The organism is Sphingopyxis sp. (assembly GCF_035998965.1).
Taxonomy (GTDB): Bacteria; Pseudomonadota; Alphaproteobacteria; order Sphingomonadales; family Sphingomonadaceae; genus Sphingopyxis.
In genome coordinates, this window is sequence record NZ_DASYHE010000041.1 from 1 (window position 1) to 25,502 (window position 25,502).

Consider the following 25,502-nt stretch of genomic DNA (forward strand, 5'->3'; position numbering starts at 1 on the left):
ACCGCGCTCAGGCGGCAGTAGCGGCCCGATCAGATCCCACTCCGCGTCCGACAAATCCCCGCGACCCATGACTGCCCCTCAAAAAGCAGTCTTGAATCAGAACAAGGCGGGTTTGGGAATCCCTTTTGTCAACACGGCCTAATATCGACGTTCGGGGCACCAGCCAAATCAAGATCGCCCCCACCCGGAAATGTCGAGACGACGTGCGCGCTCACCACCATAGTCTTGTTTGTGACGCCCTCAATGCGGGCAAGTGTTAGCGGAGTGTCGGGACTGGGATCACTGTCATGAACCGCCAGCAGAGATATTGCGCGCCACGCAATGTTGGCGAGGACGTGAACCGCTTGCTCGTCTGTACATGGGAGCTTTTTTTCTATCGAGTTTAGCCTACGTCCGTGATGCAGCGTGTTTCGAATCTTTGTAAGCGTATTGTATAGCTCGTCCTTATTTGCGCCCGGCGGAGCAACTCTGAAGATTAGATCCTTTATCGCTTCTGTGGCAAAACGCCTCCTCATCGGCGTCTCGTTACAAAATTCACAATGCAGCGCCGAATTACACTTTGGACAAAGATGAGCAATTTTTCCTGTTTCTTTAAGAGCGCCAGAAGCAATTTCTACCGCGAACCAAAAATACATGAACTGATCTTCAATATTGTCCGCTCTTTGGCCAAATCTGTACCATCTCATCACAGCTTGGCTCACGTCATCATCGTGCATCGCCATCATACGCTCGGCGGTTCGTGCAAAATCTCGGTCTAATTCTGGACTAGCGACAGCGACCCTCGAACTTCCAAAATATCGCCCATCTCTCTCATCAATATCTGGCGTCCAATCGAACGCCCTAACGACCGTAACATTTTGAAACCGGGCGCCAGTGGTAAAACAAAGTGCGTTTAAGACTCTCGCCATGTTGTCGAGCGCATCACCGCGGGCCGTTTACAAACTCTGAGTCTCGAAAAACATCTCTACTCGGAGCGAGTTTTGAACGAACGGTTCGGCTTCAAGGTTATTTCGAATTTTCACCTCGAAACTCTTCTCCAAGCTTCGCATTTCCAAGGTGTCGTCGTCGCTCACTACGCGCAATGAGCTATCAACCAATATCTCAGCGGCAACGCGCATATGCTCTCCTATGAACGGCAGCCTCCATTTTCTATTACGTCGATGTAGTGGCGGGATTTCGGGCTGATCTAGCGACCTTATATTTGGAATCTAATGCTTTGACGAGACCAGCCACGAGCACGCACAATTCTGAAAGAAATGACCCACCGACTCCGCAGCGATCCACCCTTCTCGATTTCCACCGTGACGGCGGCGAGGCCAATTATGGAAATGCGTCATGGTGCAGAAACAACGCAAAAACCTCTTTCCTACATTTAACCCATATGGTTCACTCCTTCGGTTCCCCAAACCGAAAAGGACGAATCAATGGACGACACCGACGATTACCCCGCCTTCCTCCCCGCCCCCGCCAGCTACCACTGGACCCCCAAGCTCCAGCGCGACTTTCTCGAAAGCCTCGCCACCACCGGCTCGGTGAAAATCTCCGCGGCAAAAGTCGGCATGTCGCCGTCCGCCGTCTATCAGCTCAAGCACCGCGCCGCGGGCGCCGCGTTCAAGCTGGGCTGCGCCGCGGCGGTGTTGATCGCGCGCGGGCGGCTGGTCGATGAACTGCTCGACCGCGCGATCTGGGGCTATGACGAAACCGCCGAGCTGCTGCGCGAAGAGGGGCGCAGCTTTGCCAAGCGCCGCCGCCTCGATTCGCGTCTGGGCCTCGCGATGCTGGCGCGGCTCGACAAGATGGTCGAAACGCCCGCAGAGGCCGGGGAGGATATGCTGGCGCAGCTGATCGCGGGCGACTGGCCGGGCTTCCTGGCGCTGTTCGACGCCGCCGCCGCGCACCATGCAGACGCGGCGGACGACGCCGACGGCCAGCCTGCCCCGCTCACCACCGCGCTCGCGCTCTGGCTGACCGGCCGCGACAACCGCGCCAACCCGCTCGCCGCGCTGTGGCAGGACAACGCAATCGCGAGTGAAGTTGCGCAGATTTCCGCCGATTTCGGCGACGACGCCGAAAGCGAGGAAACCCCCGAACAGGCCGCCGCCGCGATGACCGTGTGGTACGACGACCACGCCGACGACTGGCGCACCGACTTCCCGCCGCCCGCCGATTTTTGGGGGCATGAGGAAGGCCAGTTCGGCGACCCCGCCTATGCCCGCGCGCTCGATGACGACGAGCTGGAAGTGTACGAAAAGCTGCGCGCGGCCGAGGTCACCCCGCTGCTGACCGCGGGCGAGGCCGCGCGCCGCGCCTTTTTCGCGCTGCCCGATGCTGCCAATGATGCTGCGGGGGAAACTGCGGGCGCGGGCGCTTGGTCGGGGCAGCGGGCGCACGGGTGAGCGGCGGTGGGGCGCGGTCCCGGTCCGGCGCGGGCGGCTGCGCCTTACAATCGCCTTGCTCCGCCCCCATATAGGCATCATCGCGGTATCGATGGTCATGAGCCGCCGCGGCTGAGAGACTTGCGCGCTCCCGCTTACCCCAACAGGAGCCGCGCCCGATGAACAGCCGAGCCAAACCCGTGAACCCGCCCGTCCGCAAGGCCTCCGTCGCCGCGCCTGCCAAGCCCGCCAGCGCCGCAGGGGCGGACGCTGCGAGCGATGCCGACGCGCCCGCCCGCGCGCGCAGCAACAATTATTTCCGCAAGAACCGCACCCCGCTCGCCCGCGACGATGCCAAGCGGCAGGGCGACATCAGCCAGCTTGCCTTTCTGACCATGGGCGGCCGCGATCCGGCGGTCGAATTTCTGAACAGCGACAATGCCGAACTCGGCGGCCGTCCGCTCGCGCTCGCCACCGCCAGTGCCGAGGGTTTCGAGCAGGTCGCCGCCGCGATCCGCGCCATGGCGCCCGGCGCCGAAACCTCATGAGCCGCGCGATGAACGTCACGCTGCCCGAGGCCGAGGTGACCGCGCTGTGCAAGAGCGCGGGGGTCGTCATCAGCGCGATCGAGCCCCTGCCCGATGGCGGCACCCGTCTCGTCTGCGTCTCCCCCGACGGCGCCGACAAGATGCGCAAGAAACTGAAGAAAAGCCTGATCGACGGCACCGTCACCCGCCACCGCTTCTACCGTGCCCCGGGGTCCGAAGGGGGCTATTAACAATCGGCGGCGCGGCGCAACAGATAGTCGCGTTCGCGGTCATTGCCCGCCAGCGCCGCCGCGGCTTCGAACTGCGCCTTCGCCTCGGCGCGGCGACCGGCGCGTAGCAGGAAGTCGCCGCGTGCCGCGGGCAGCGGCGCATAGTTGCGCAGCATTGCTGCGTCGGCGATTTGGTCGACCAGCGCCAGCCCGGCGTCGGGGCCGAACGCCATGCTGTGCGCAATCGCGCGGTTCAGCTCGACCACCGGCGACGGCATCACCTGCCGCAACCGGTCGTACAGCGCGGCGATGCGCCGCCAGTCGGTGTCCTCGGCCCGCCGCGCCCGGGCGTGGCACGCCGCCAGCGCCGCCTGCAGCGCATAGGGGCCATTGGCGCCGCCCAGCGCCTCGGCCCGTTCGAGCGCATTCAGCCCGCGGCGGATCAGCAACTGGTCCCACCGCGCCCGGTTCTGCTCGGTCAGCGGCACGAACTTGCCGTCCGGCCCGGCCCGCGCCGCCAACCGCGACGCCTGGATCTCCATCAGCGCCAGCAGCCCCAGCACCTCGGGCTGTTCGGGCATCAGTCCGGCGAGGATGCGCCCCAGCCGCTGCGCCTCACCGCACAAGGGCGGGCGGACCAGCGACGGCCCCGCGGTCGCAGCATAGCCTTCGTTGAAGATCAGATAGACAACCTCCAGCACCGACGGCAGCCGCGCCGCCAGCTCGGCGCCCCGCGGCACTTCGAACTGCACCCCGGCCTTGGCGATCGCCTTCTTGGCCCGGGTGATCCGCGCCGCAATCGCCGCCTCGTTCGACAGGAACGCCCGGGCAATTTCTTCCACCGTCAGCCCGCCGACCAGCCGCAAGGTCAGCGCAGCGCGCCCCTCCGGTCCGATCACCGGGTGGCATGCGGCAAAGATCAGCCCGAGCAGCTCGTCGCCCAGCGGATCGTCCAGCGCGGCCTCAAGGGCTTCGGCGCTCATGCCCTGCTCCTCATCCATTTCGCGAGCAAGCGCGGCAAGTTTGCGCTCCCGCATCTGGGTGTGCCGGATGCCGTCGATGGCGCGCCGCTTCGCCGCCGCCATCAACCAGGCGCCGGGATTGGCGGGAACGCCGCTGGTCGGCCATTCGGTCAGCGCGACCAGCAGCGCGTCCTGCGCCAGCTCCTCGGCGCGGTCGACATCGCGGGTCAGCCGCGCCAGCCCGGCCATCAGCCGCGCCCGCTCGATGCGAAAAACCGCCTCGATTGCCCGATGGGTGGGGTCCGCCGCCATGCCCGCCTTGTCCGCGAAGTTCGTCGGCGAGGCAAGCATGGCAACGAACCGACCGGCTTATTCGCTCGCCATCTTGTCGGTGATCCGCTCATAACGTTCGGTGGTTTCGGGGGTCAGTACCTCGCCGAAATCCTCCATTTCATAGAAAGGACGGATCTCGAGATCGCTCGGCCCCATCATCGGATTGGGGCAACGCTTGGCCCAGGCGACCGCCTCGTCCATGTCCTTGACCTCCCAGATCCAGTATCCGGCGACGAGTTCGCGAGCCTCGGCGAAGGGGCCGTCGATCACCGTGCGGCTCGGGCCGTCGAAGTGGATCCGCTTGCCGTGCGACGAGGGCTTCAGCCCATCGCCGGCGACCATGACGCCCGCGTTGACCAGTTCCTCGTTGAACTTGCCCATCGCGTCGAACATTTCCTTCATTTCTTCGACCGGACCCAGGCCTTTTTCGCTGTCCTCGGTTGCCTTTACGAACACCATCACACGCATTGGTCATCTCCTTGTTGGCGGGGCCAACAGCGGCCTCCTATCCTGACGACGAACGAGCCCGAGCAGAATCGACACGCGGGCAAAAAAATCTTCGGCGCGCCGCTGGCCGTTATTACGGACCATCGCTGTCGCGGCGATTACCTTTCGGATAGTCGCCGACAATCATGCCGCTTCGGTCAGCGACCCCGGCGTCGCGAAGCGCTGGCGATATTCGTGCGGCGACAGGCCGATCAGACGATGGAACAGCTTGCGGAATGCGGCGGCATCCTCGTACCCCACGCTCCACGCAATCTGGTCGACCGTGCGCCTCGTGAATTCCAGCAATTCGCGTGCCTTGCCGACGCGCAGATGCTGGACATATTCGACGGGGGTCATGCCCGTTGCCGCCTTGAAGCGCCGCTGAAAGGTCCGCTCCTCCATCCCTGCCTCACCCGCCATTTCCGCGACCGCGACCTGCCCCGCGCCGCGCGCCTGCAACCAATGCTGGACCTTCAGAATCGGCTCGTCGCCGTGGGTGAGCGTCGGGGCGAAGCTTGCATAATTTTTCTGCTCGCGCCCCGCAGGGTCGATCAGCAGGAAGCGTGCGGTTTCGATCATCACGGTCGGGCCGAGCAGGCGCTCGACGATGCGCAGGCCCAGGTCGGTCCACGCCATCATGCCGCCGGCGGTCACGATGTCGCCATCGTCGATCACCATCCGGTCGGCTTGCAAATGAACGCGGGGAAAGCGGCGCCGGAACTCCTCGGCGAAATACCAATGCGTCGTCGCGGGCCGCCCCGCGAGCAGCCCCGTCGCCGCAAGCGCAAAGGCGCCGCCGCAATTTGACGCCAGCACCGTGCCGTGCGCGTGCCGGTCGAGCAGCCAGCGCGCATAGGGTTCGACCTCGCCGGGTTCGAGCAGCTTGTGCAGGCTGCCCGGCACGATGACGACCGCAGGAGAATTTCCTGCCGGTTCGTCCGGGTGGCTGTCGCGGCACCGCGCAAAGCCGCCGCCAGCCGGCAGCTGCCAGTGACTGACCCGCATCGGCCGCCGCCCATGCTCGACCGCAAAGCGGCCCGCGACGTCGAATAGGTCGGTAATACCGTGGACCATGCCCATCTGACAGTCGGGATAGATCATCAATCCGACTTCGATCAGCGGCACAATGGCCGCGTCGGGCAGCGTCAGCTTGGGCATATCGGCTCCTTTGTCGGAATCGGCCCGTATAATGTCGTGTCCGCCAATCCCGCGCAAGCGCGGAAAGTCGTATCTCCATCGCATCGGGACGGACAGCCCGCCCCTCCAGACTGAAAGGAACCACGACATGACCAGCATCACCACCAAGGACGGCACCAACATCTTCTTCAAGGACTGGGGTCCGAAGACCGGCCAGCCGATCATCTTCTCGCACGGCTGGCCGCTCAGCGCCGACGCTTGGGATGTCCAGATGGTCTTTTTCGCCAACCAAGGCTTCCGTACCATCGCCCACGACCGCCGCAGCCATGGCCGCTCGGATCAGGTCTGGGACAACAACAATATGGATCAGTACGCTGATGACCTTGCCGAACTGATCGAGCAGCTGGACCTGAAGGACGTCATCCTCGTCGGCCACTCGACCGGCGGCGGCGAAGTCACCCGCTATATCGGCCGCCACGGCACGGCGCGGGTCGCCAAGATCGCGCTGATCGGCGCAGTGCCGCCGCTGATGCTCAAGACCGAAGCCAATCCCGGCGGGCTGCCGATCGACGCCTTCGACGGCATCCGCAAGGGCACCTTCGATAACCGGCCGCAGTTCTTCAAGGATCTGACCATCCCCTTCTACGGCTATAACCGCGACGGCGCGGTGGTGAGCGAAGCGTTGCGCGACGATTTCGTGCGGCAGGGGATGATGGGCGGGCTCAAGGGCCAACTCGACAGCATTCGTGCCTTTTCGGAAAGCGACTTCAACGACGATCTGAAGAAGTTCGATGTCCCGACCCTCGTCCTCCACGGCGACGACGACCAGATCGTCCCCGTCGATACCTCAGCCCGCGCCACGGTGAAGATCGTCAAACAGGCGGTGCTGAAAATCTACGCAGGCGCCGATCATGGCCTGACCGTCACCCACCAGGACCGGTTCAACGCCGATCTTCTCGATTTCATCAACAACTGATACACGGAGGCGCGGTCCAGCGGGGCCGCGCCTCCTCCTTCATCAAGGAGAAACGCCGTGACCAAGCAAAGCTTCCTCATCACCGGCGCATCGGACGGCATCGGCGCCGTCTATGCCGACCGCGTTGCCCGCCGCGGGCATGACCTGGTCCTGGTCGCGCGCCGCGCCGACAAACTCGCAGCCCTTGCCGACCAGCTGCGCAACAACACCGGCGCTTCCATCGAGGTCATCGCCGCCGATCTCGCCAATCCCGACGACCTCGCGCGTGTCGAAACCCGCCTGCGAACCGATGAAGCGATCACCGGTCTGATCAACAACGCCGGAATTGCAGGCGAAACCAGCTTTGTCGAAGCCGACCCCGCGCAACTGACCGCGCTGATCAACCTCAATATCCTGGCCGTGACCCGGCTCGCCGCAGCCATAGCGCCCCGGCTTGCTGTGAAGGGCAGCGGGGCGATCATCAACATCGGCTCGGTGACGGCACTGATCCCCGATGGCTTCACCGCGACCTACCCAGCCAGCAAAGCCTATGTGCTGGCGTTCAGCGAAGCCTTGCAGGCCGAACTCGGCGCCAAGGGCGTGCGTGTTCAGGCTGTATTGCCGGGGGCGACCCGCACTCCGATCTGGACCGAGGAGCAACTCGCCAGCCTGCCCGCCGAAATCGTTATGGACGTGAGCGATATGGTCGACGCCGCGCTCGCCGGTTTCGACGCGGGTGAAGTTGTCACCATTCCCGCGCTGCCCGACATGGCCGATTACGATGCCTTTATCACGGCTCGCGCCGCGCTCCGTCCCAACCTGTCGCTGGCGCGCCCCGCGGCGCGCTATCTGTAGGGGGGAGACGTGCCATGATCCTAGGTCTGACCATCCCGCAATTTACCGCGCTCCATGTCGCTATCAGCCTCGTCGGCATTGGCGCGGGCCTGATCGCCCTCCCCGCCTTTGCGCGTGGCCGTATCCTGCCGCGCACAACCGGCATCTTCCTGTGGACGACGCTGCTGACAAGCCTGACCGGCTTCCTGTTCCCGATCGTCGCCTTCACCCCGGCGCTCGGCTTCGGAATCCTCTCGACGCTGATCCTCGTCGCCACCTTCTGGGCCTGGTATGGCCGCAAGCTCGTCGGCGGCGCCGCGACCATCTATGCGACCACCGCCGCGCTCGCGCTCTATCTCAACATGTTCGTGCTGGTGGTACAGTCATTCCTCAAGGTTCCTGCGCTTAACGCGCTGGCGCCGAACGGAACAGAAACACCCTTCGCCATTGCCCAGGGCGTGCTGTTGATTGCCATGGTCGGCCTCGGCTACCTGACGTTCAAAGCCGCGCGCCGCCGAACCGCCGTCGCCTGATCGCCACCAAAATCACGGACAAGGGCGGCTTCGGTCGCCCTTGTCGTTGCAACCCCGCCAACCCCTCTTGCACCACCTTCCCTTTACGTTAAGGTAAGTTTCAAACTGATACCGGAGAGTGATTCATGGCCCTTCCCCCCATTTTCGACCGCCTTCGCCTGCCCGTCATCGGCTCGCCTTTGTTCATCGTATCGGGGCCGGAATTGGTCATTGCGCAGTGCAAGGCGGGGGTTGTGGGCAGCTTCCCGGCGCTCAACGCGCGGCCACAGACGTTGCTCGACGAATGGCTGCACCAGATCACCGAAGAACTCGCCGCGTGGGATCGCGCCAACCCCGACCGACCGTCGGCGCCCTATGCGGTCAACCAGATCGTCCATAAATCGAACGACCGGCTCGAACAGGACATTGCGACTTGCGCCAAGTGGAAGGTACCGATCACCATCACCTCGCTTGGCGCGCGCGAGGAACTGAATCAGGCGGTGCATAGCTGGGGCGGCATCACGCTCCACGACGTCATCGACGACCGTTTTGCACGCAAGGCGGTCGAAAAGGGCGCCGATGGCCTCATTCCCGTAGCGGCGGGCGCGGGCGGACACGCCGGCCGCCAGTCGCCCTTCGCGCTGGTGCAGGAAATCCGCGAATGGTTTGACGGCCCCATCGCGCTGTCGGGCGCGATCGGCCACGGCCGCTCGGTGCTCGCGGCGCAGGCGTGCGGCGCCGACCTCGCCTATATCGGCAGCGCCTTCATCGCCACCGCCGAAGCCAATGCCGACGACGGATACAAGAATGGCATCGTCGATGGGCGCGCCGCCGACATCGTGTATTCGAACCTGTTCACCGGCGTCCACGGCAATTACCTGCGCCAATCGATCGTCGCCGCAGGCATGGACCCCGACAATCTGCCCGAAGGCGACCTTTCAACAATGAACTTCGGTTCGGGCGGCAATACCAAGGTCAAGGCCTGGAAGGACATCTGGGGATCGGGCCAGGGCATCGGCCCGGTCACCGCGGTGCGCCCCGTCGCCGAATTCGTCGCCGAGCTCGAAGCCCAATATCTGGCCGCGCGGCGCGAGCTGGAAGCGAAGGTCAGGCTGTAGCGCCGCCGAACAATCGCTCGATCGCCTCGTCCAGATAGGGGCGATCGACGAACAACCGCATCGGATCGCGCCGGTTGAGCCAGAACCCGGCGCCGTGCCGGTCCGTAAGCGCGCGCCGCGTCGTGTCTTGTAACAGCCGCAGCCGCATCACCGCGGTGCGCCGCGCCGAACGCAGATCGACCGGCGCGTGCAAAACAAAATGCCGCCGGATCTGCTCGACGCGCGCTGCAACGACATCGCTATACCCCTGATGCGGCCCGCGATGCAGCGCATGGCCCGACAACAGCGCCGCCCCTTCGCACGCGGGCAGCACCAGTCCGTTGCAGCGGAAACTCTCAAGCGCGAAGCCTTCGCCCTGCAACGCCTCGAACATCGCCGCCATCTGCGCCCGGTAGAGCAAGGCGATGGGGATCAGGTGATGACGTTGAAATCCGGGTTGCGGTGGCGGTGCGCCCTGCCAACCGCGGTTCGGCATCAGCGATCGCGGCCGAACTCGACGATGACCATCGATCGCGAGCCCTTGGCGCCCGCCGACGGCGACAGGTCGATCCATTCGCCGCTCTCCAGCCCCCGCATCGTGCGTTCGTGCTGCACGGGTCCGTTCAGCATCATATCAAGCGACAGCCGCGACAGCCGCCGCACCATCTCGGCCACCGTCCAGTCGACGGGAATGCGCGCTTGCAACTCCTGCCCCGCGAACAGCGCCAATCCCCGCGTTTCCATGCTTGCGCCCGCGGCACCTTCGCGGCGTCGAAATGCAACCAGATGCAGTACCGGCGGCATCCCGCTCGCCAGCATTTCGGCGATCGACGCGCGAAACTGCCCCGCGTCCGACCACAGCCGCGCGGGCGACCAAAAAAGGTGACTGGCATCGAGCAGGTCGATCAGCAGCACCATCATCTTGAAAAACTCGCGCATTCGCATCGGCTGCTCGGATGACATGGCGGGCTCTTCGCCGCCTTCAGGAACGACCATCCAGCAATGCCCGTCATGCCGCCAATCGTGCGGCAGGCTGGCGGCGAGCAGGCTGGTCGCTGGATTGTCGGGATCGGCGGCGTCCAGCGCGGAACCGGCCGCTGCCCCAACCAAAACCGACATAGCACCAAAGCGCAGGACAAAACGGGGCGGCGCGATCCCGGGGTCGTCGCCCTCGACCCGCTCGGGCCGCAACCCCATATGGCGCAGCCCCGTTTCCACCGCCTCCGGTGAGCGCCCCCCCATCGCCGCGCCAACGATCAGCGCGAATGGCGCCGGTGGCACCGGCAGGATCAAAGCGTCCGTTTTCCCCGCGTCCATATCGCTGGCCAATCTCCCTGCCTTGACGCTTGCATCGCAAGACTGCGGGCAATGTTCAAACGCATATTCGGCGATGACGGCGAGTTAATCGGGGTGTCGGTCTCAGATCGCGACCTGGCTGCCAAGCTCCACCACGCGGTTGGTCGGCAGACGGAAATATTCCATCGCGCTTTCCGAGTTGCGCAGCATCCACGCAAACAGCTTTTCGCGCCAGATCGGCATCCCCGGCTTGCTCGCCGCGATCAGCGTCTGGCGCGACAGGAAAAAGCTGGTTTCGATCATCTTGAATTCGCCGCCGCAACTCGTCACGCGCTTCAGCGCGTCAGGCACATCGACTGGCTGCATAAAACCGTAGTTCAGGATCAGGCGATGGAATCCCTGCCCCAGATCCTCCAGCGCGCAGTGATTTTCCTCTCGCACGAACGGCACGTCAGCGACCTTGATCGTCAGCAGGATGATCCGTTCGTGCAGCACCTTGTTGTGCTTGAGGTTGTGGAGCAGCGCGTGCGGCACCCCGTCCGCGCTCGACGTCATGAACACGGCGGTCCCTGAAACGCGCGTCGCGCTGTTCGCTGCCGATTTGACGAACACCGGGATCGGCATCGCGCCCTCGGCCATTTCCTGCTGCATCAGCTTGCGCCCGCGCGACCAAGTGGTCAGTAGCGTGAAGATGATCAGCCCAATAACCAGTGGCACCCAGCCGCCGTCGGGCACCTTGATCAGATTGGCGCCAAAATAGGCAATGTCGACGATGAAGAACACCGCGAGCACCGGCAGCGCTTTCCACGCCGGCCATTTCCACAGCGTGAAAAGCACGACGGAGAGCAGACAGGTGTCGATGAACATCGCGCCGGTCACCGCGATACCATAGGCTGCGGCCAGATTGCTCGACGAACCAAAGCCTAGGACCAACAGGATGACCATCACCATCAATCCCCAATTGACCACGGGGATATAAATCTGACCGGCGGCCGACGCGCTGGTGTGGTCGACGCGCAGGCGCGGCATAAAGCCCAGCTGGATCGCCTGCTGCGTCAGCGAAAAGGCGCCCGAAATCACCGCCTGGCTGGCGATGATCGTCGCGAGCAGCGCCAGGATGACAACGGGTACCTCAAGATATTGGGGCATCATCTGGAAAAACGGGTCGGAAATCAGCTCGGCGCGTGGTCCGGCCTCGGCGGCGAGGACCATCGCCCCTTGCCCCATATAGTTGAGCATCAGCGCCGGCAGGACAAAGGCCAGCCAACTGATCCCGATCGGTCCGCGCCCGAAATGCCCCATATCCGCATACAGCGCCTCGGCCCCCGTCACTGCCAGTACGACAGCCCCCAGCGCGATAAACGCCGTGAAACCATCGACATAGAAAAAGCGCAGCGCATTCACCGGATTGATCGTCTCGACAATAATCCACGGATTGTCGGCGATGTGCATGATGCCCAGTCCGGCCAGCGTCAGGAAATATGTCAGCATGATCGGCCCGAACAGCGCCCCGACCTTGGCCGTCCCGCGCGACTGGATCGCGAACAGCCCGATCAGGATGGTGAGCGCGATCGGCACGATATAGGGGGCGAAGCCGGGGTCGATGTAGCGCAACCCCTCGGTCGCCGACAGCACCGACATCGCCGGGGTGATCATGCTGTCGCCATAGAATAGCGCGGTCGCGAACACGCCCAGCAGGATGATCGGCCAAGTCCAGCGCTTCTCGCCCGAGGAACGGCTGATCAGCGCGAGCAAGGCCAGACTGCCGCCCTCGCCCTTGTTGTCGGCCTTCATGATCGTCAGCACATATTTGAAAGTGACGACCAGCATCATCGACCAGAACACCAGGCTCAGCACGCCATAGATGTGCAACTGGTCGGGCTCGATAGGGTGGTGCCCGGCAAAGGTTTCGCGAAACGCGTACAGCGGGCTGGTGCCGATGTCGCCGAATACCACGCCGACCGCACCGACGGCCAGCTTCAGCTTGCCATCGCTGGCATGGCTGTGGCCATAGTGGCCGGCGTTGGCGGCGCTTGGTGTGGCGCTTTCGGCGCCGCTGGCTTCATTTTGCGACTCAGCAGTCATCGCGAGCCTTTAGACGAGCCCGCACGTTTGGAATAGCATCCAAATCAGGGCGCAACCGACGCCTCGGACGGCACCTGCGGCCCCAGCGCCTGCCGGAGCTGCGTCAGCCGCATTTCAAGGTCGGGCCGCCACGGCGCGTCGGCCGGGCTGCGCGCGAGCAATTCGCTCCACACCGCCTCGGCACCCTTCAGATCACCGCCCTGCGCCAGCGCCAGTCCGGCAAAAAACGGTGGCGCCGGATGGCTTGGATCGCGGCGCGCCGCTTCGTCGAACGCCAGCGCCGCCGCGGGCGACATCATCCCGCCGCCATGTGCCGTCAGCGCATTGCCCAGCCCGACCCACAGGTCGACATTGTCTGGATATTTCTCCAGGCCCTTTTCCAGCGTCTGCGCCGCCAGTTCGGTCTTGCCGGTGCGCGCAAAGCCATCGGACAGGCCCAGCCACTGCGCCGCGGGGCCGAACCGATCCGCCATCCCCTGTCGCTGATCGGTTAACACATCGCCGAAACCCTCTGGCTCGGCCGCCGCCGCCACCGGCTTGCCGGGCAGCGACGGGCTGCCCTGCAACGCATAGCCCGCCAGCCCCAGCATCACCGCCGCCCCCGCCAGCGGACGCGCCGCTGCGGGCAGCTTGCCCAGCCAGACGATGGCGGCGATCGTCAGCAGCGCCGCCAGCATGACCCATAACCAGATCATGCGTCAGCCTCCGCATCGTCCGCCGCACCGCGGCGAAACCGCCCGAACGCCAGCCAGCCGCCGAGCAGCAGGAACAGCAGCGGTCCCAGCCACAGGAAGGCGGTCGCACCGTCGAACGGCGGATCATAACTCACCCAATTGCCGTAACGCGCCACCAGCCATGCCTTGATTTCGTCGGGGCTTTCCCCCGCGGCAATCTTGCTGCGCACCTCATGCCGCATATCCCCCGCCAGCGGCGCATCGCTGTCGGCAATCGACTGGCCCTGACAGACCAGACAGCGCAATTCCTCCATCAACGCCTTCGCGCGCGCTTCCTTCGCCGGATCGCGCAGCTGTTCATAGGCGTAAGGAGCGGGAGGCAAGCGGTCTTGGGCGGCGGCTGGCGTAGCGCCAGCGATAGCGAGCATCATCGCCAAAAAGACCGCCGCGCCCCTGCGCAGGCAGGAGCCCATCGCCGGTCTGCTCGTTACGAAACAGCCGGCAGTTTGACGATGCGATGGCATGTGATGGGCCCCTGCGTGCGCAGGGGCGCGGCGGCTTGAGAAGGCACCCGTCACTTCATCGCCTCCAGCTTGGCGACGATTTCCGGCACTTGGTCCGCCAGGATCACGCCCTGGATCTGCTCGCGAATAATTCCTTTGCCGTCGATCAGGAAGGTCTCCGGTACCCCTGACGACCCCAGCGCGATCTGGACGCTGCTCTGCATATCCGATCCGATCCGATCGAACGGATTGCCATATTCGCGCAGGAACATCGCGACATCCTCGGGCCGGTCGCGGATCGCGATGCCGTCGATCGGCACCCCGGCGGCTTTCAGCGCCTCCAGTTGCGGCGCTTCGGCGCGGCAAGGGATGCACCAGCTGGCGAATACATTGACCAGCCGCGGCCGACCGTCGGCGAGCTGGCTGCTCTTCAGCCCCTCGACCCCCGCCGTCGCGGGCGGCAGGTCGAACAGCGGCATCGGCTTGTCGATCCACTGCGACTGGATCAGCGTTTCGGCGGGCGTCACCAGCCGATAGATGAAGGCGCCGAACAGCAATCCCATGATCGCCAGCGGGACAAAGAGCACCCAGCGGTTGGTCATGGCGCGAAGCGCTCCTCTGATTTCCGGCGACGCCGCGCGCGCCAGATTCCCAACAACTGCGCCCGGCCGAGCATCGACAGCGTCGCGCCCAGCGCGATCAGTCCGCCGCCCAGCCATATCCACCACACCAGCGGCTTCCACCACAGCCGGATCTGGTAACGGTCGGCGGTCCCGTCATCGCTCGTCACCGGCTGCCCCAGCACCGCGTAGAGCTGCCCGCCCGGCCGCGTCAGCAGCGCCGCCTCGTTGGTTTCGGTCGGCGCGGTGCCCATCAATCCGGGGAAAGTCCGCGCTTCGGGCCGCATCGTAAAGGATTGGCCGCCCGACGTCGCCGCGACCAGCGTACCCTCGATCGAGGTGAAATTCGGCCCCGCCACCGGTTTGACGCCGACGAACGTCACCGCGAAATCGCCAACCTTGACGACATCGCCCGGCGCCGCGGCGACCAGCCTTTCCTTGATGAAGGCGCTTTCGGCGCCCATCCCGGCGAGGCACACCGCGACGCCGAAATGCGCGATCACCATGCCCCAGGTCGGCAGCGGCGTGCGGCGCAGGTTCCGGCCCCATAGCGGCGCGAGACTGGCGACCGCAACGACCCCGGCGACGGTCATGCCGAGCAGCGGCAGGATGCCGACTTTGCCGCCGAACAGGATCAGCGCGAATAGCACCGCCGCCCCGGCAAAGATCGCCAGCGGCAACCGCGACCACAGCTTCTTGCCATCATCCTTGCGCCAGCCGAGCAGCGGCCCGGCGACCATGACCAGGCACAGGATCAGCGCCAGCGGCCCCGCAACGCGATTGTAATAGGGCGGCCCGACCGAAATCTTCTCACCCATCGCCTCGGCGACGATCGGATAGAGCGTCCCGAGCAGAACGAGCGCGAGGATTGTCGTCAACAGCAGGTTGTTGATGACCAGCGCGCCCTCGCGGCTGAGCAGCGCGAACTTCTTACCCTCTGCCACGCTGCCCGCGCGCAGCGCAAACAACGTCAGCGCGCCGCCGATATAGATCGCCATCAGCACGAGCAGAAAAGTCCCGCGCTCGGGGTCGACCGCGAAACTGTGAACGCTGGTCAGCAATCCCGACCGCACGATGAAGGTGCCGACCATCGACATCGAAAACCCAATGACGGCCAGCATCACGGTCCACGCGCGCAAAGCATTGCGCGTCGCCGTGACCGCCACCGAATGCAGCAAGGCGGCGCCCGCCAGCCAGGGGATCAGCGAGACATTTTCGACCGGATCCCAGAACCACCAGCCGCCCCAGCCGAGCTCATAATAGGCCCAATAACTGCCCGCGGTGATCCCGATTGTCAGGAATATCCAGCTGAACAGCACCCACGGCCGCATCGCGCGGGCGAACGCCGGCCCGATCTCGCGCGTGATCAGCGCGCCGACCGCAAAGCTGAACGCGACCGACAGCCCGACATAGCCCACATAAAGCGTCGGCGGATGAAAGGCCAAGCCGATGTCTTGGAGCAGCGGGTTGAGCCCCTGACCGTCAGGCGGCGCCACCGGCAACCGGTTGAACGGGTTTGACGAAAAGATCAGGAAGGCAAAGAAACCAAGGCTCAGCGCCGCCTGCGCGCTCAACGTCGCGATCAGCGTGTCCTCGCGCAGCCGCTTTTCGAACAGCGCAATCAGCGCCCCCGACAGCGACAGGATCGTCAGCCAGAGCAGCATCGACCCTTCGTGATTGCCCCACGTCCCCGCGACCTTGAAGATCATCGGTTTCAGGCTGTTGCTGTTGCGCGCAACCAGCTCGACCGACATGTCGGACCGCACGAACAGCGCGATCAACAGGCCGAACGCGGTCGCGGTGAGTACACCCTGTGCGACGCTCGCCGGGCGAACGAGCGCCGCCAGATCCTTCTGTCCCCCGCGCAGAAACAGCGTCCCTGCGACGAGCGACAGGCAGGCGAGCGCCGCGGCGATCCAGAGGAGGGCGAGGCCAAGTTCGGCGATCATCTGATCGTCGCCCCAACCGAAGCACCAAAAACTTCGTCATTGCGAGCGAAGCGAAGCAATCCAGGGGCTGCCTTGCGCCGCTCTGGATTGCTTCGCTTCGCTCGCAATGACGACCAATGGATACCGCTCACGCCTTCGGCGCCTTCATATTCTTCGGCATGTCGCCCATCTGCGGCGGCATATAGCGTTCGTCATGCTTCGCCAGGATGCGATCGGCCACAAATGTCCCGTCGGCGCGCATCCGGCCGTCGGCCACCATCCCCGATTCCTCGCCGAACAAGTCAGGCACGATACCCGTATATTCCACCGGCACCGACGCCTTGCCGTCGGTCGCGACGAAGCGGATCGTCAAACCGTCGCTCTGCCGCGCGATGCTGCCCAAGGCGACCATGCCGCCCAGCCGCATCGGTTCGCCAACGACCGCCTTGCCGTCCTTGATCTCGACCGGCGTACGGAAATAGGCGGCTTCGTCGCGCAGCGCGCTCGCACCCAGCACCCCCGCGCCCGCAATTCCAGCAACCGCGAACAGCGCCAGCACCAGCCGTTGATGCTTGGCCTTCATGTGCGATCCCGCCGCAGCGCATCGCTGCGCCGCTCGGCCTTCGCCATCGCGCGCCAGCTCGACCACAGCACGGTGCCGGTCAGCAGCACCGTCAGCCCATAGGCCGCCGCCACATAGGCCCATTGGCCGCTGCCGCTGATCACCCCAGTCACGCGATTGTCCCCTCATCATCGGCTAGCCGCCGCAGCCGCGCCGCAACGCGATTGTCAGCAATAATCCGCCGCATCCGCATCAGCACGATCGCCCCGAATAGCAGGAAAAATCCTAATCCGGTCAAGAGCAAAGGCCACAGCATCGATCCGTCGATGCTCGACCCGCGGAGCGTGATGCTCGGCCCCTGATGCAGGCTGTTCCACCATACGACACTGCGGTTGATGATCGGGATATTGATCGCACCGACCAGCGCATAAATCGCCTCGCCGCGCGACAGCGAACCGCCCTGCCGCTGCCCCTCATCGCCATTGGTCAGCGCGATGAAGCCCGCATAGAGGAACAGCAGGACCAGCATCGACGTCATCCGCCCGTCCCATTCCCACCAGGTTCCCCAGGTCGGCTTGCCCCATATCGATCCGGTGGCGAGGCATAGCGCGGTGAACAACATCCCCGGCACCGCAATCGCGCGCGCCGCAATGCCCGACAACGGATGCCGCCACACCAGCTGGATCAACCCGGCCAGCGCCAGCGACGTCCAGCCGCCCATGCCGAGCCACGCGGCGGGGACATGGACGTAAAGAATCCGCGCCGTCTCACCCTGTTTGTAATCGCCCGGCACCTGCGTCAGTCCCGCCCACGTACCCGCCAGCACGAGCAGCAGGCCAAGCCCAAGCAGCCACGGCGTCAGCGGCCGGGCTATCGCCAGAAAACGGGTCGGGTTCGCATAAGCATGCATCGGTTCGCGTCCTTAGGGGAGCCCGGCACAGGGGTCCAGCAATTTGCCCGATGCGACCCGGTGAACTTGTTTTGCTCGCCCCACGCGCGCCGTCAAGCCTGTCCCTGCTTGCGGAACGTTTGATCCTCCCTGTGGCGAAGCCACCGTGAGGGGGACCGCCGCCGCAGGCGGGGGTGGAGGGGCGGCAACGGCGCGTTATTGCCCCTCCGTCAGCGCTTCGCGCTGCCACCTCCCCATCGCTTCGCGACAGGGAGGAGCGAATGTCCGCTGTACCTCAAGGCCGCCGTCAGTTGCGCAAGCGCCTTAACCCCTCCGGCCGCGTCCATATCCAACTGCCACCGACCGCCGCCGCGATAATCGGCGCCATCATCCACGGCCAGGGCGCAAACAGCAACGCCAGCACGATGCTGAACGCAAAGGCGATGCTCGCCGCAACCTTGCCCTTGCGGCTGATCGCGCCCTTCTCCCGCCAGGCGAGAATATGATGCCCAAAGGTCGGATGATTGAGCAGCCAAGCCTCTAGCCGCGGCGAAGAACGTGCGAAGCAGAAAGCGGCAAGGATGACGAGCGGCACCGTCGGCAACAGCGGCACGAACGCCCCGATCGCGCCGACCGCGAGCGACGCCCAGCCACTAACGAGATAGAATAAGCGCACGGCGCGTCATGCGTCATCGCTCAGTGTCAGGCAAGGCCGTCGCTGATTTTTCGGCTTTATCGTTCCAGCTCGAACACCATACCGACCGAAGCAAGTATTGTGGCGGGCCTTGCGTCGACCGTCGTTCCCCGAGCGACCACATCCAGTCTTGCAGCCGGCGGCGGCTGGCTGCGCGAATAGCCATTCCCATCCGAAATAGACACGATCCGCCGCACCTTCATCCCAAGCGCTGACGCATAATCTTGCGCTTTGGTCCTGGCGTCACGGATTGCCTCCGCGCGCGCTTCCTTCAATTTGTCCGGACTAACGTCACCGGAGAAGCCCCAATAGTTTCCGACCTGAATATTTCGCGCCCCGGCGTTCACGATAGCGTCCATCACTTTGCCCGTTGCGTCGGTGTCACGCACGACGATCGACAGTTGATGCTGTACGGAAAAGCCGCGGGCGCGGTCCCCATCATTGTCGTTCGGATCGGACGCTTCCTGCAGGGTGAACTGGGACGTTTGGAAGTCCGCTTTGGCGACTCCCATATCGGCAAGGCGATCACGCAAACGATTCATATCTTCGGCATTGTCACGCATCGCGCGCGAAGCGTCGGTTGAGAAGCTCGTTGTAGAGGCGGACAGCGTCACAAATTCCCTGTCTTGAGCCGCATAACCCACGCCCGACAACGAAAGACGGGTGTATTTCTCGTCATCGCCATTTGTGAGGGCAGTCGCGCCGAAGAGCAGAGGAACGCACGCAACGATCGCTAACTTCAACTTCGTCTTATGCCACATGTTAAGGCTCCAGCGGGCGACCGGGCAGCGATATCTGTGGTAGATTAAGTTTAGATTACGCCGCAGACCAAAAACCGAATATTGCGCCGCCTGTGCAGGTCACGCTTTGCCTGCTTTGTAGCGCCTAATGTGCGTTACGCTGAGCGTCGAGATGGGCGCCAAATCCTGTCAGCCAATCACTATGATCGAGCAGCGCTGGCGCGTCATAACCATCGAGCAACTCCCCATACAGCTGGATTTGCGAGCTCGCCCGCTAGTCGCAGCGCGGTGGACTTGCAACCGCCAACCGCACCCCTCCCCCGAAGGGCAGGGCTTACCCAATTCACCCCCGGCCGATCAGCTTCTGCGCCATCCGGTCCGCAACCGCCGACGCCGGCGCACCGCTCGCCTTGCTCTCGGCCCATATTTCCGCCAGCCGCCCGGGGATCAGGTGGATGCGGCTTTCGACTTCCTCGCGGCTGCCCTGCCCCAGATATTCCAGCGCCACATTGATGATCCCGCCCGCGTTGATCACATAATCGGGGGCATAAACGATACCGCGGTCGTGGATGCGCTGGCCGTCGGCGGCGGTCGCCAGCTGGTTGTTGGCACCGCCCGCGACGATCGGCACGCGCAGCTTCTCGATGCTGCGCTCGGTCAGGATCGCGCCCAGCGCATTGGGGCTCAGCACATCGGCCTCGACTTCCATGATCGCCGCCGAATCGGCGAGATCGGCGCCCAATTCCTCGGCCAGGTCCTTGGCACGCGCCAGATTGACGTCGGCCAGCGTCAGCTTCGCGCCTTCAGCCGCCAGCCGCCGCGCGACGCCGCCACCGACGCTGCCGACGCCCTGGATCGCCACGCGCACGCCCTTCGCGCTGTCGGTGCCCAGACCCTGCAGAATCGCCGCCTTGATGCCCAGATAGACGCCGAGCGCGGTCAGGGGGCCGGGATCGCCGCCTGCTTCGCCGCTCGCCACCGGCAGGCCGCTGACATGCCTGGTGTGCTTCGAAATCGCCACCATATCGGCGTCGGCCATGCCGACATCCTCGGCAGTGACATAAGCACCGCCCAGCGACTCGACCGCGCGACCAAATGCCGCGAGCAGTTCGGGTGTCTTCGCCGCGCCTTCGTCGGCTAAAATCACGCCCTTGCCGCCGCCCATCGGCAGCCCGGCCATGGCGTTTTTGTAGCTCATGCCGCGCGACAGCCGCAGCGCGTCGGTGATCGCCGCGGCGCGCTGCGGATAATGCCAGTAGCGCACCCCGCCCGCACCGGGGCCGAGGTGCGTCGAGTGAACCGCGATGACCGCGGTCAGGCCGCTGGTACGATCGCGGAACATGTGGACATGTTCATGATCGTCGAAATCGGCGAAATCCCAGACTGCGGACATGGACTCAATCCTCGCGTTAAAAAATTACGTCACAGCGTAATAATCAGGCGCAAGCACAGAGTCACGCCGAAACGCAGATCGGGCGATCATCATCAGGAAATGGGGCGACCAACGGGGCTCGAACCCGCGACCTCCGGTACCACAAACCGGCGCTCTAACCAACTGAGCTATGGTCGCCACACATGCGACGAGGGCGCAGGAAAGCGGCCTCGACAGCGCGCGGCGATAGGCGCGCATCGCCCCGTTCGTCAAGCATTGTTCGCACGCGGTTCCCTGCTAAAACGCGCGCCATGGCTGCAAATGAATTTGTCGACATGGCGACCTCGGGCGCCGACCGCACCGCGGCGCGGCTCGCCGCCGTCCCCGGCATCCGCCGCGCGCCGACGCCCAAGCTTGAACAGTTCATGCTGTCGCGCTTCCTCGACGCCGAAACCTGCACCGAGTTGATCGCACAGATCGACCGCGACGTCCGCCCCTCGACCATCGCCGATCCCAATGGCGACGAGGCCTTTCGCACCAGCACGACCTGCGACCTCGATCATCGCGACCCGCTGGTCATCGCGGTCAACAACCGCCTCCACGACCTCACCGGCATTCCGCTCGCCTATGGTGAACCGATGCAGGGCCAACGCTACGACGTCGGGCAGGAGTTCAAGGCGCACACCGATTATTTCGACCCGCATGGCGCCGATTGGCAAACCTATTGCGCGATCCCCGGGCAGCGCAGCTGGACGCTGATGATCTATCTCAACGAACCCGGCGCGGGCGGCGCGACGCGCTTCCTCGCCACCGGGAAACTGCACCAGCCCGAGCTCGGCAAGCTGCTCGCATGGAACAATGTCCGCCCCGACGGCACGGTCAACCCCGACACGCTCCACCACGGGATGAGAGTCCGCAAAGGACGGAAATATATCATCACCAAATGGTTCCGCGAACGGCCATGGCCGTGGGCGGAGGGGGAGTTGGCTTACTCATAAATCAAAACCGTTCGCCCTGAGGAGGGACTGAGCGAAGTCGAAGGCCCGTCTCGAAGGGCCAAGCGCTGAGCCAGGCCCTTCGAGACGCCATTTCGGCAAGCTCAATGGCTCCTCAGGACGAACGGAGTAAGGAACCTATTTCACCAACCGATACTGGAAATTCAGCGTCAGCGTGTTCGAAACGCGCCCCGGCTCGACCGGCGTCGCCTTGGCATCCATAGCCTGCATACGCACCATCGGCGGCGCCGGCGGCGGCGGCCCGCCAAAGCTGCCGCCTTCGCTGATCGACACCAGCTCGGCGCCGCGGAAACCCGCAAGCCGCGCGTAATCCGCCGCCTTGGCTTCGGCCGCCTTGATCGCGGTGCCGCGCGCACCGACCAGCTGCGCATCGGGATCCTTCATGCCGAACGAAGGCCCGTCGATATTGGTGCCGCCCGCGGCGACCAGCGCATCGAGCAGCGGGCCGATGTCGGCGATCTTCGACGTGGTCGCGCGCACGCTGTTGCTCACCTGATAGCCCAGAAAGCGCGGCGGCTGACCGTTGCCCTGATTGTTATAGTCATATTGCGGCGACAGGCTGATGCCGCTCGTCTGGATGTCTTCGGCCTTGATCCCGCGCGCCTTCGCCGCGGCGATCAGCTTGTCCATCGCGGTAGCGTTCAGGCGCATCGCTTCGACCGCGGTCGGCGCGGTGGTCGTCACCCCGGCGCCGACGGTCGCCTGATCGGGGCGCGAGCGCACTTCCTCGCTGACCGAAAAGGCCAGGATCGGTCCCTGCGTCGTTGCTGCGGTCACCGTCGAACCTCCCTGCTGCGCGAACGCAGGCGTTGCCGCCATCAGCGCCAGTCCGGTAGCCATAACGGCGATCAATTGCTTCGTCATTTCATTCTCCTGTCGGCCGAACCCCGGCCATTTCCGATTTCCAGCCCGTAACGCAGACGGACTGAACCCGTTCCGGCCTTTGCGCGGACGGCGCTTGCATGATGCTGAATGGATCGGTAGCGCGCCGTTCATCATGGCAGCCCCCATTCTTTCATACGAAGGCCTCGGCCTTGTGCAGGGCAGCGGCTGGCTGTTTCAGGATCTCGACATCTACGTCGGCGAACGCGACCGGCTGGCGCTGATCGGCCGCAACGGCGCGGGCAAGACGACCTTGCTCAAGCTGCTCGCGGGGCAGATCGATCCCGACAAAGGCAAGCGCGTCATCGTCCCCGGCACCCATGTCGTGATCCTCGAACAGGAGCCCGATTTTTCGCGCTTCGCGACGTTGATGGATTTCGCCGTCGCGGCGCCCGATGCCCCCGAAGAATTTGAGGTCGCCGCGATCGCCGACCAGCTCGGCATCGACATGAGCCGCACCGCCGCCAGCGCCTCGGGCGGCGAGCGCCGCCGCGCCGCGCTCGCCCGCGCCCTCGCGCAAAACCCCGACGTACTGCTCCTCGACGAACCGACCAACCACCTCGACCTCGCCGCGATCGACTGGCTCGAATCCTGGCTCGCGCGCTACACGGGCGCGTTCGTCGCGATCAGCCACGACCGCACGTTCCTCACCCGCCTGACCCGCCAGACTTTGTGGCTCGACCGCGGCAGCATCCGCCGCAAGGAAATCGGCTTCGGCGGTTTCGAAGAATGGAGCGATGCCGTCGCCGCCGAGGAAGCGCGCGCCGCGCAGCGCCTCGATTCGAAACTGCGGCTCGAAGCGCACTGGCTCGAACGCGGTGTCACCGCCCGCCGCAAGCGCAATCAGGGGCGGCTCGAAAAGCTGAAGGAAATGCGCGCCACCCGCGCCGCGATGATCGGCGGCCCCGGCGTCGCGAAGCTGGGCCTTGCCAACGACGACGTGCGCTCGAAATCGGTGATCGTTGCCGAGGGTGTGTCGAAAAGCTTCGGCCACCGCGTCATCATCAAGAATTTTGATTTCCGCGTCCAGCGCGGCGACCGCATCGGCATCGTCGGCGCCAATGGCGCGGGCAAATCGACCATGCTCAAGCTCCTGACCGGCGAAATCCAGCCCGACAGCGGCCAGATCACCCTTGCCCCGACGCTCGACGGCATCATCATCGACCAGCAGCGCAGCCTGATGTCGCCCGACAAGACCGTCCGCGACATCCTTGCCGACGGCGGCGACTGGGTCGAGGTGCGCGGGGTCAAAAAGCATATTCAGGGCTATCTCAAGGAATTCCTGTTCGATCCCGGCGTCATGGAGGCCAGCGTCGGCGCGCTGTCAGGCGGCGAACGCTCGCGCCTGCTGCTCGCGCGCGAATTTGCCCGCGAATCGAACCTGCTCGTGCTCGACGAGCCGACCAACGATCTCGACCTCGAAACGCTCGACCTCTTGCAGGAAGTCATCGCCGATTACGCCGGCACCGTGCTGCTCGTCAGCCACGACCGCGACTTCCTCGACCGCACCGTCACCGTGACGCTCGGCCTCGACGGAACCGGCAAAGTCGATATCGTCGCGGGCGGTTATGCCGATTGGGAAGCGAAGCGGGTCAAGCCGAACAGCGTCAAGACCAAAGCATCAACCGCCGCCGCCCCGCCCCCGCCGACCGCGCGCAAGAAGCTCAGCTACAAGGATCAGCGCGATTACGACCTGCTGCCGGGACGGATCGAGGCGATTGAGGTGGAGATGGCTGCGGCGGAAACCGAATTGTCGGACGGCACTTTGTTCACGCGCGACCATGCAAAATTCACCGCGCTGACGGGCAAACTGGAAAAGCTGCGCGAGGAAAAAGCCGCGGCGGAAGATCGCTGGCTTGCACTGGCCGAAGAGGTCGAGGCGCTGGGCTAACCCCGCCGCGCGGCCGTTTTGGGGTGGGAAGCTGCCTGACGGCTATTGATTTCATCCATCCGATAATAGACGTCCCCTTGAGCGTATGGGGCAGGAAGGATCGTCGTGGACCTTGAGCGTGTGTGGAAAATTCGCGAGGAAGAGGTGTATCCGGCCCTATTCGGCCCCATCAGCCGAGGCATCTTCCCCCTCACTCAGCAGCTATTCGAAGAACGCTTCGGTCAGATGGACATTGACCCTCGCTGGTTGTTTCACGGCGTTTTCGAGTTCGCGCCAACGGCCGACCGACCCTCATGGCTCTATGTAACCTCGGGATATTCAAATCCTTGGGAGCAGGAAGGAGCCGACTATGATCCGGAGGGGGAGTCGGGTGCTGGGGTTGAATTCACCTTCGCGGTATCGGAGCAAGGGGATTGGGCGATCCGAACGCTGCAGCATATGCTCGCATTTGATCTGCTGCTCGGTGTCGGTCGGTATGCCGGAGCAGACCGCTTCTCGTTGCACGACCGCATTCCCTTACGCGCTCCGCTCAATGGTCAGCCAAACTGTCAATTGCGCAATCTGATCCTCGTGGAGAGGGAGGATGGGCCGCAGGAATTTTCCCTTCCATCTGGTCAGGTCATTCTGGTCGGCTTCACGGGCATGACCGATGCCGAACTCGGGTTCGCAAAAACGCACGGATCCCTTGCCTTGATCGAGAAACTCCGAGCTGCAGGATACCACCCTGTGACGAATCCCAATCGCAAGTCACTCTCTGTATAATGGTCGTGCGACGGCTTTCAGCGGAAGTTTACGAACTCAGCCATGTCCGACTTTGGTCGGATGTCGCCTTCTAAATATTTCGCGCAGAGGCGCAGAGAACGCAGAGAGAAATTGTAAAAATCTCTGCGTTCTCTGCGCCT

At 64.3% G+C, this 25,502-nt stretch carries 27 protein-coding genes, 1 tRNA gene and 1 pseudogene; 10 read left to right on the forward strand and 19 right to left on the reverse strand.

The features are described 5' to 3' along the window. Positions 1 to 128: 128 nt before the first annotated feature. On the reverse strand, positions 129 to 716 hold the full coding sequence (mauJ, locus tag VGN68_RS06680) for a methylamine utilization protein MauJ (protein ID WP_327475049.1): 588 nt from the start codon (positions 714 to 716) through the stop codon (positions 129 to 131). 708 nt (positions 717 to 1,424) lie between these two features. Between mauJ and VGN68_RS06685 the strand changes: the two genes are divergently transcribed. The 3 genes from VGN68_RS06685 to VGN68_RS06695 all read left to right on the forward strand — a co-directional run bounded on the left by VGN68_RS06685 (position 1,425) and on the right by VGN68_RS06695 (position 3,153). Next, entirely contained in the window at positions 1,425 to 2,396 is a 972-nt protein-coding gene (locus tag VGN68_RS06685) for a hypothetical protein (protein WP_327475051.1), read from the forward strand. Positions 2,397 to 2,554: 158 nt separating this feature from the next. After that, a complete protein-coding gene (locus VGN68_RS06690; RefSeq protein WP_327475053.1) occupies positions 2,555 to 2,923 on the forward strand; it encodes an antitoxin Xre/MbcA/ParS toxin-binding domain-containing protein in 369 nt (122 codons plus the stop codon). Between the two features lie 8 nt (positions 2,924 to 2,931). Continuing rightward, positions 2,932 to 3,153, forward strand: coding sequence for a hypothetical protein (locus VGN68_RS06695; RefSeq protein WP_414713022.1), 222 nt, complete (start codon positions 2,932 to 2,934; stop codon positions 3,151 to 3,153). On the opposite strand, the gene VGN68_RS06700 is transcribed toward VGN68_RS06695, so the two are convergent. The 3 genes and pseudogenes from VGN68_RS06700 to VGN68_RS06710 form a co-directional block, all read right to left on the reverse strand. Beyond that, positions 3,150 to 4,406: an RNA polymerase sigma factor gene (locus VGN68_RS06700; RefSeq protein WP_327475057.1), complete on the reverse strand. Its 1,257-nt coding sequence runs from the start codon at positions 4,404 to 4,406 to the stop codon at positions 3,150 to 3,152. The genes VGN68_RS06695 and VGN68_RS06700 overlap by 4 nt on opposite strands. 129 nt (positions 4,407 to 4,535) lie before the next feature. Further along, positions 4,536 to 4,895, reverse strand: a pseudogene (locus tag VGN68_RS06705) (YciI family protein); the annotation flags it as partial. A 162-nt stretch (positions 4,896 to 5,057) separates the two neighbouring features. Beyond that, positions 5,058 to 6,071 (reverse strand): GlxA family transcriptional regulator, encoded by a 1,014-nt coding sequence (locus VGN68_RS06710; RefSeq protein ID WP_327475059.1) that lies wholly within the window; start codon positions 6,069 to 6,071, stop codon positions 5,058 to 5,060. Positions 6,072 to 6,198: 127 nt separating this feature from the next. Here VGN68_RS06710 and VGN68_RS06715 point away from each other — a divergent pair, with 127 nt between their 5' ends. The 4 genes from VGN68_RS06715 to VGN68_RS06730 all read left to right on the forward strand — a co-directional run bounded on the left by VGN68_RS06715 (position 6,199) and on the right by VGN68_RS06730 (position 9,469). Then, positions 6,199 to 7,026 carry an alpha/beta hydrolase gene (locus VGN68_RS06715; RefSeq protein WP_327475061.1) on the forward strand — a complete coding sequence of 276 codons (828 nt, stop codon included), beginning with the start codon at positions 6,199 to 6,201 and terminating at the stop codon, positions 7,024 to 7,026. Between the two features lie 57 nt (positions 7,027 to 7,083). After that, on the forward strand, positions 7,084 to 7,860 hold the full coding sequence (locus tag VGN68_RS06720) for an SDR family oxidoreductase (protein WP_327475063.1): 777 nt from the start codon (positions 7,084 to 7,086) through the stop codon (positions 7,858 to 7,860). 14 nt (positions 7,861 to 7,874) lie between these two features. Then, entirely contained in the window at positions 7,875 to 8,372 is a 498-nt protein-coding gene (locus VGN68_RS06725; RefSeq protein ID WP_327475064.1) for a hypothetical protein, read from the forward strand. 125 nt (positions 8,373 to 8,497) lie between these two features. Continuing rightward, entirely contained in the window at positions 8,498 to 9,469 is a 972-nt protein-coding gene (locus VGN68_RS06730) for a nitronate monooxygenase family protein (RefSeq protein ID WP_327475065.1), read from the forward strand. Here VGN68_RS06730 and VGN68_RS06735 read toward each other — a convergent pair. The 14 genes from VGN68_RS06735 to VGN68_RS06800 form a co-directional block, all read right to left on the reverse strand. Beyond that, on the reverse strand, positions 9,459 to 9,944 hold the full coding sequence (locus tag VGN68_RS06735) for an AHH domain-containing protein (protein WP_327475066.1): 486 nt from the start codon (positions 9,942 to 9,944) through the stop codon (positions 9,459 to 9,461). The two genes, VGN68_RS06730 and VGN68_RS06735, sit on opposite strands and share 11 nt — an antisense overlap. Then, complete coding sequence (locus VGN68_RS06740; protein WP_327475067.1) at positions 9,944 to 10,777, reverse strand: hypothetical protein; 834 nt, start codon at positions 10,775 to 10,777, stop codon at positions 9,944 to 9,946. The genes VGN68_RS06735 and VGN68_RS06740 overlap by 1 nt, the downstream gene beginning before the upstream one ends. Before the next feature lie 90 nt (positions 10,778 to 10,867). Beyond that, a complete protein-coding gene (locus VGN68_RS06745; protein ID WP_327475068.1) occupies positions 10,868 to 12,829 on the reverse strand; it encodes a potassium transporter Kup in 1,962 nt (653 codons plus the stop codon). Between the two features lie 44 nt (positions 12,830 to 12,873). Further along, on the reverse strand, positions 12,874 to 13,524 hold the full coding sequence (locus VGN68_RS06750; protein ID WP_327475069.1) for a tetratricopeptide repeat protein: 651 nt from the start codon (positions 13,522 to 13,524) through the stop codon (positions 12,874 to 12,876). Continuing rightward, positions 13,521 to 13,976 (reverse strand): cytochrome c-type biogenesis protein, encoded by a 456-nt coding sequence (locus VGN68_RS06755; RefSeq protein WP_327475070.1) that lies wholly within the window; start codon positions 13,974 to 13,976, stop codon positions 13,521 to 13,523. Before VGN68_RS06755 ends, VGN68_RS06750 begins: the two co-directional genes overlap by 4 nt. A gap of 101 nt (positions 13,977 to 14,077) precedes the next feature. Continuing rightward, entirely contained in the window at positions 14,078 to 14,608 is a 531-nt protein-coding gene (locus VGN68_RS06760) for a DsbE family thiol:disulfide interchange protein (RefSeq protein ID WP_137753283.1), read from the reverse strand. Beyond that, positions 14,605 to 16,575: a heme lyase CcmF/NrfE family subunit gene (locus tag VGN68_RS06765; protein WP_327475072.1), complete on the reverse strand. Its 1,971-nt coding sequence runs from the start codon at positions 16,573 to 16,575 to the stop codon at positions 14,605 to 14,607. The genes VGN68_RS06760 and VGN68_RS06765 overlap by 4 nt, the downstream gene beginning before the upstream one ends. 127 nt (positions 16,576 to 16,702) lie before the next feature. After that, positions 16,703 to 17,137, reverse strand: a complete 435-nt coding sequence (ccmE, locus tag VGN68_RS06770; protein WP_327475074.1) for a cytochrome c maturation protein CcmE — start codon at positions 17,135 to 17,137, stop codon at positions 16,703 to 16,705. Continuing rightward, a complete protein-coding gene (locus VGN68_RS06775) occupies positions 17,134 to 17,289 on the reverse strand; it encodes a hypothetical protein (protein ID WP_327475076.1) in 156 nt (51 codons plus the stop codon). The genes ccmE and VGN68_RS06775 overlap by 4 nt, the downstream gene beginning before the upstream one ends. After that, positions 17,286 to 18,026 carry a heme ABC transporter permease CcmC gene (gene ccmC, locus VGN68_RS06780; RefSeq protein ID WP_327475078.1) on the reverse strand — a complete coding sequence of 247 codons (741 nt, stop codon included), beginning with the start codon at positions 18,024 to 18,026 and terminating at the stop codon, positions 17,286 to 17,288. The genes VGN68_RS06775 and ccmC overlap by 4 nt, the downstream gene beginning before the upstream one ends. 286 nt (positions 18,027 to 18,312) lie before the next feature. Next, positions 18,313 to 18,681 carry a YbaN family protein gene (locus tag VGN68_RS06785; protein ID WP_327475080.1) on the reverse strand — a complete coding sequence of 123 codons (369 nt, stop codon included), beginning with the start codon at positions 18,679 to 18,681 and terminating at the stop codon, positions 18,313 to 18,315. A 56-nt stretch (positions 18,682 to 18,737) separates the two neighbouring features. After that, positions 18,738 to 19,460, reverse strand: a complete 723-nt coding sequence (locus VGN68_RS06790) for an SIMPL domain-containing protein (protein ID WP_327475082.1) — start codon at positions 19,458 to 19,460, stop codon at positions 18,738 to 18,740. A gap of 322 nt (positions 19,461 to 19,782) precedes the next feature. Further along, positions 19,783 to 20,832 (reverse strand): Glu/Leu/Phe/Val family dehydrogenase, encoded by a 1,050-nt coding sequence (locus VGN68_RS06795; protein WP_327475084.1) that lies wholly within the window; start codon positions 20,830 to 20,832, stop codon positions 19,783 to 19,785. 100 nt (positions 20,833 to 20,932) lie between these two features. Then, a tRNA-His gene (locus tag VGN68_RS06800) sits at positions 20,933 to 21,009 on the reverse strand. A 113-nt stretch (positions 21,010 to 21,122) separates the two neighbouring features. On the opposite strand from VGN68_RS06800, the gene VGN68_RS06805 reads away from it, so the two are divergent. After that, on the forward strand, positions 21,123 to 21,809 hold the full coding sequence (locus VGN68_RS06805) for a 2OG-Fe(II) oxygenase (RefSeq protein ID WP_327475086.1): 687 nt from the start codon (positions 21,123 to 21,125) through the stop codon (positions 21,807 to 21,809). Positions 21,810 to 21,944: 135 nt separating this feature from the next. Here the strand turns inward: VGN68_RS06805 and VGN68_RS06810 are convergent, their stop codons facing one another. Next, positions 21,945 to 22,691, reverse strand: a complete 747-nt coding sequence (locus tag VGN68_RS06810; protein WP_327475088.1) for an SIMPL domain-containing protein — start codon at positions 22,689 to 22,691, stop codon at positions 21,945 to 21,947. A 133-nt stretch (positions 22,692 to 22,824) separates the two neighbouring features. On the opposite strand from VGN68_RS06810, the gene VGN68_RS06815 reads away from it, so the two are divergent. Both VGN68_RS06815 and VGN68_RS06820 read left to right on the forward strand, forming a co-directional pair. After that, the gene (locus VGN68_RS06815) at positions 22,825 to 24,600 is read left to right on the forward strand and encodes an ABC-F family ATP-binding cassette domain-containing protein (protein ID WP_327475090.1); all 1,776 of its coding nucleotides are present in this window, start codon (positions 22,825 to 22,827) and stop codon (positions 24,598 to 24,600) included. A gap of 105 nt (positions 24,601 to 24,705) precedes the next feature. Then, positions 24,706 to 25,362, forward strand: a complete 657-nt coding sequence (locus VGN68_RS06820) for a suppressor of fused domain protein (RefSeq protein WP_327475092.1) — start codon at positions 24,706 to 24,708, stop codon at positions 25,360 to 25,362. Positions 25,363 to 25,502: the final 140 nt, after the last annotated feature.

Bases quoted from the DNA above. Each gene is read 5' to 3' on its own strand.
- mauJ (WP_327475049.1), bottom strand. From the start codon at position 716: ATGCACGATGATGACGTGAGCCAAGCTGTGATGAGATGGTACAGATTT.
- VGN68_RS06685 (WP_327475051.1), top strand. From the start codon at position 1,425: ATGGACGACACCGACGATTACCCCGCCTTCCTCCCCGCCCCCGCCAGC.
- VGN68_RS06690 (WP_327475053.1), top strand. From the start codon at position 2,555: ATGAACAGCCGAGCCAAACCCGTGAACCCGCCCGTCCGCAAGGCCTCC.
- VGN68_RS06695 (WP_414713022.1), top strand. From the start codon at position 2,932: ATGAACGTCACGCTGCCCGAGGCCGAGGTGACCGCGCTGTGCAAGAGC.
- VGN68_RS06700 (WP_327475057.1), bottom strand. From the start codon at position 4,406: ATGGCGGCGGACCCCACCCATCGGGCAATCGAGGCGGTTTTTCGCATC.
- VGN68_RS06710 (WP_327475059.1), bottom strand. From the start codon at position 6,071: ATGCCCAAGCTGACGCTGCCCGACGCGGCCATTGTGCCGCTGATCGAA.
- VGN68_RS06715 (WP_327475061.1), top strand. From the start codon at position 6,199: ATGACCAGCATCACCACCAAGGACGGCACCAACATCTTCTTCAAGGAC.
- VGN68_RS06725 (WP_327475064.1), top strand. From the start codon at position 7,875: ATGATCCTAGGTCTGACCATCCCGCAATTTACCGCGCTCCATGTCGCT.
- VGN68_RS06730 (WP_327475065.1), top strand. From the start codon at position 8,498: ATGGCCCTTCCCCCCATTTTCGACCGCCTTCGCCTGCCCGTCATCGGC.
- VGN68_RS06735 (WP_327475066.1), bottom strand. From the start codon at position 9,944: ATGCCGAACCGCGGTTGGCAGGGCGCACCGCCACCGCAACCCGGATTT.
- VGN68_RS06745 (WP_327475068.1), bottom strand. From the start codon at position 12,829: ATGACTGCTGAGTCGCAAAATGAAGCCAGCGGCGCCGAAAGCGCCACA.
- VGN68_RS06750 (WP_327475069.1), bottom strand. From the start codon at position 13,524: ATGATCTGGTTATGGGTCATGCTGGCGGCGCTGCTGACGATCGCCGCC.
- VGN68_RS06755 (WP_327475070.1), bottom strand. From the start codon at position 13,976: ATGGGCTCCTGCCTGCGCAGGGGCGCGGCGGTCTTTTTGGCGATGATG.
- VGN68_RS06760 (WP_137753283.1), bottom strand. From the start codon at position 14,608: ATGACCAACCGCTGGGTGCTCTTTGTCCCGCTGGCGATCATGGGATTG.
- VGN68_RS06765 (WP_327475072.1), bottom strand. From the start codon at position 16,575: ATGATCGCCGAACTTGGCCTCGCCCTCCTCTGGATCGCCGCGGCGCTC.
- ccmE (WP_327475074.1), bottom strand. From the start codon at position 17,137: ATGAAGGCCAAGCATCAACGGCTGGTGCTGGCGCTGTTCGCGGTTGCT.
- ccmC (WP_327475078.1), bottom strand. From the start codon at position 18,026: ATGCATGCTTATGCGAACCCGACCCGTTTTCTGGCGATAGCCCGGCCG.
- VGN68_RS06790 (WP_327475082.1), bottom strand. From the start codon at position 19,460: ATGTGGCATAAGACGAAGTTGAAGTTAGCGATCGTTGCGTGCGTTCCT.
- VGN68_RS06795 (WP_327475084.1), bottom strand. From the start codon at position 20,832: ATGTCCGCAGTCTGGGATTTCGCCGATTTCGACGATCATGAACATGTC.
- VGN68_RS06805 (WP_327475086.1), top strand. From the start codon at position 21,123: ATGGCTGCAAATGAATTTGTCGACATGGCGACCTCGGGCGCCGACCGC.
- VGN68_RS06810 (WP_327475088.1), bottom strand. From the start codon at position 22,691: ATGACGAAGCAATTGATCGCCGTTATGGCTACCGGACTGGCGCTGATG.
- VGN68_RS06815 (WP_327475090.1), top strand. From the start codon at position 22,825: ATGGCAGCCCCCATTCTTTCATACGAAGGCCTCGGCCTTGTGCAGGGC.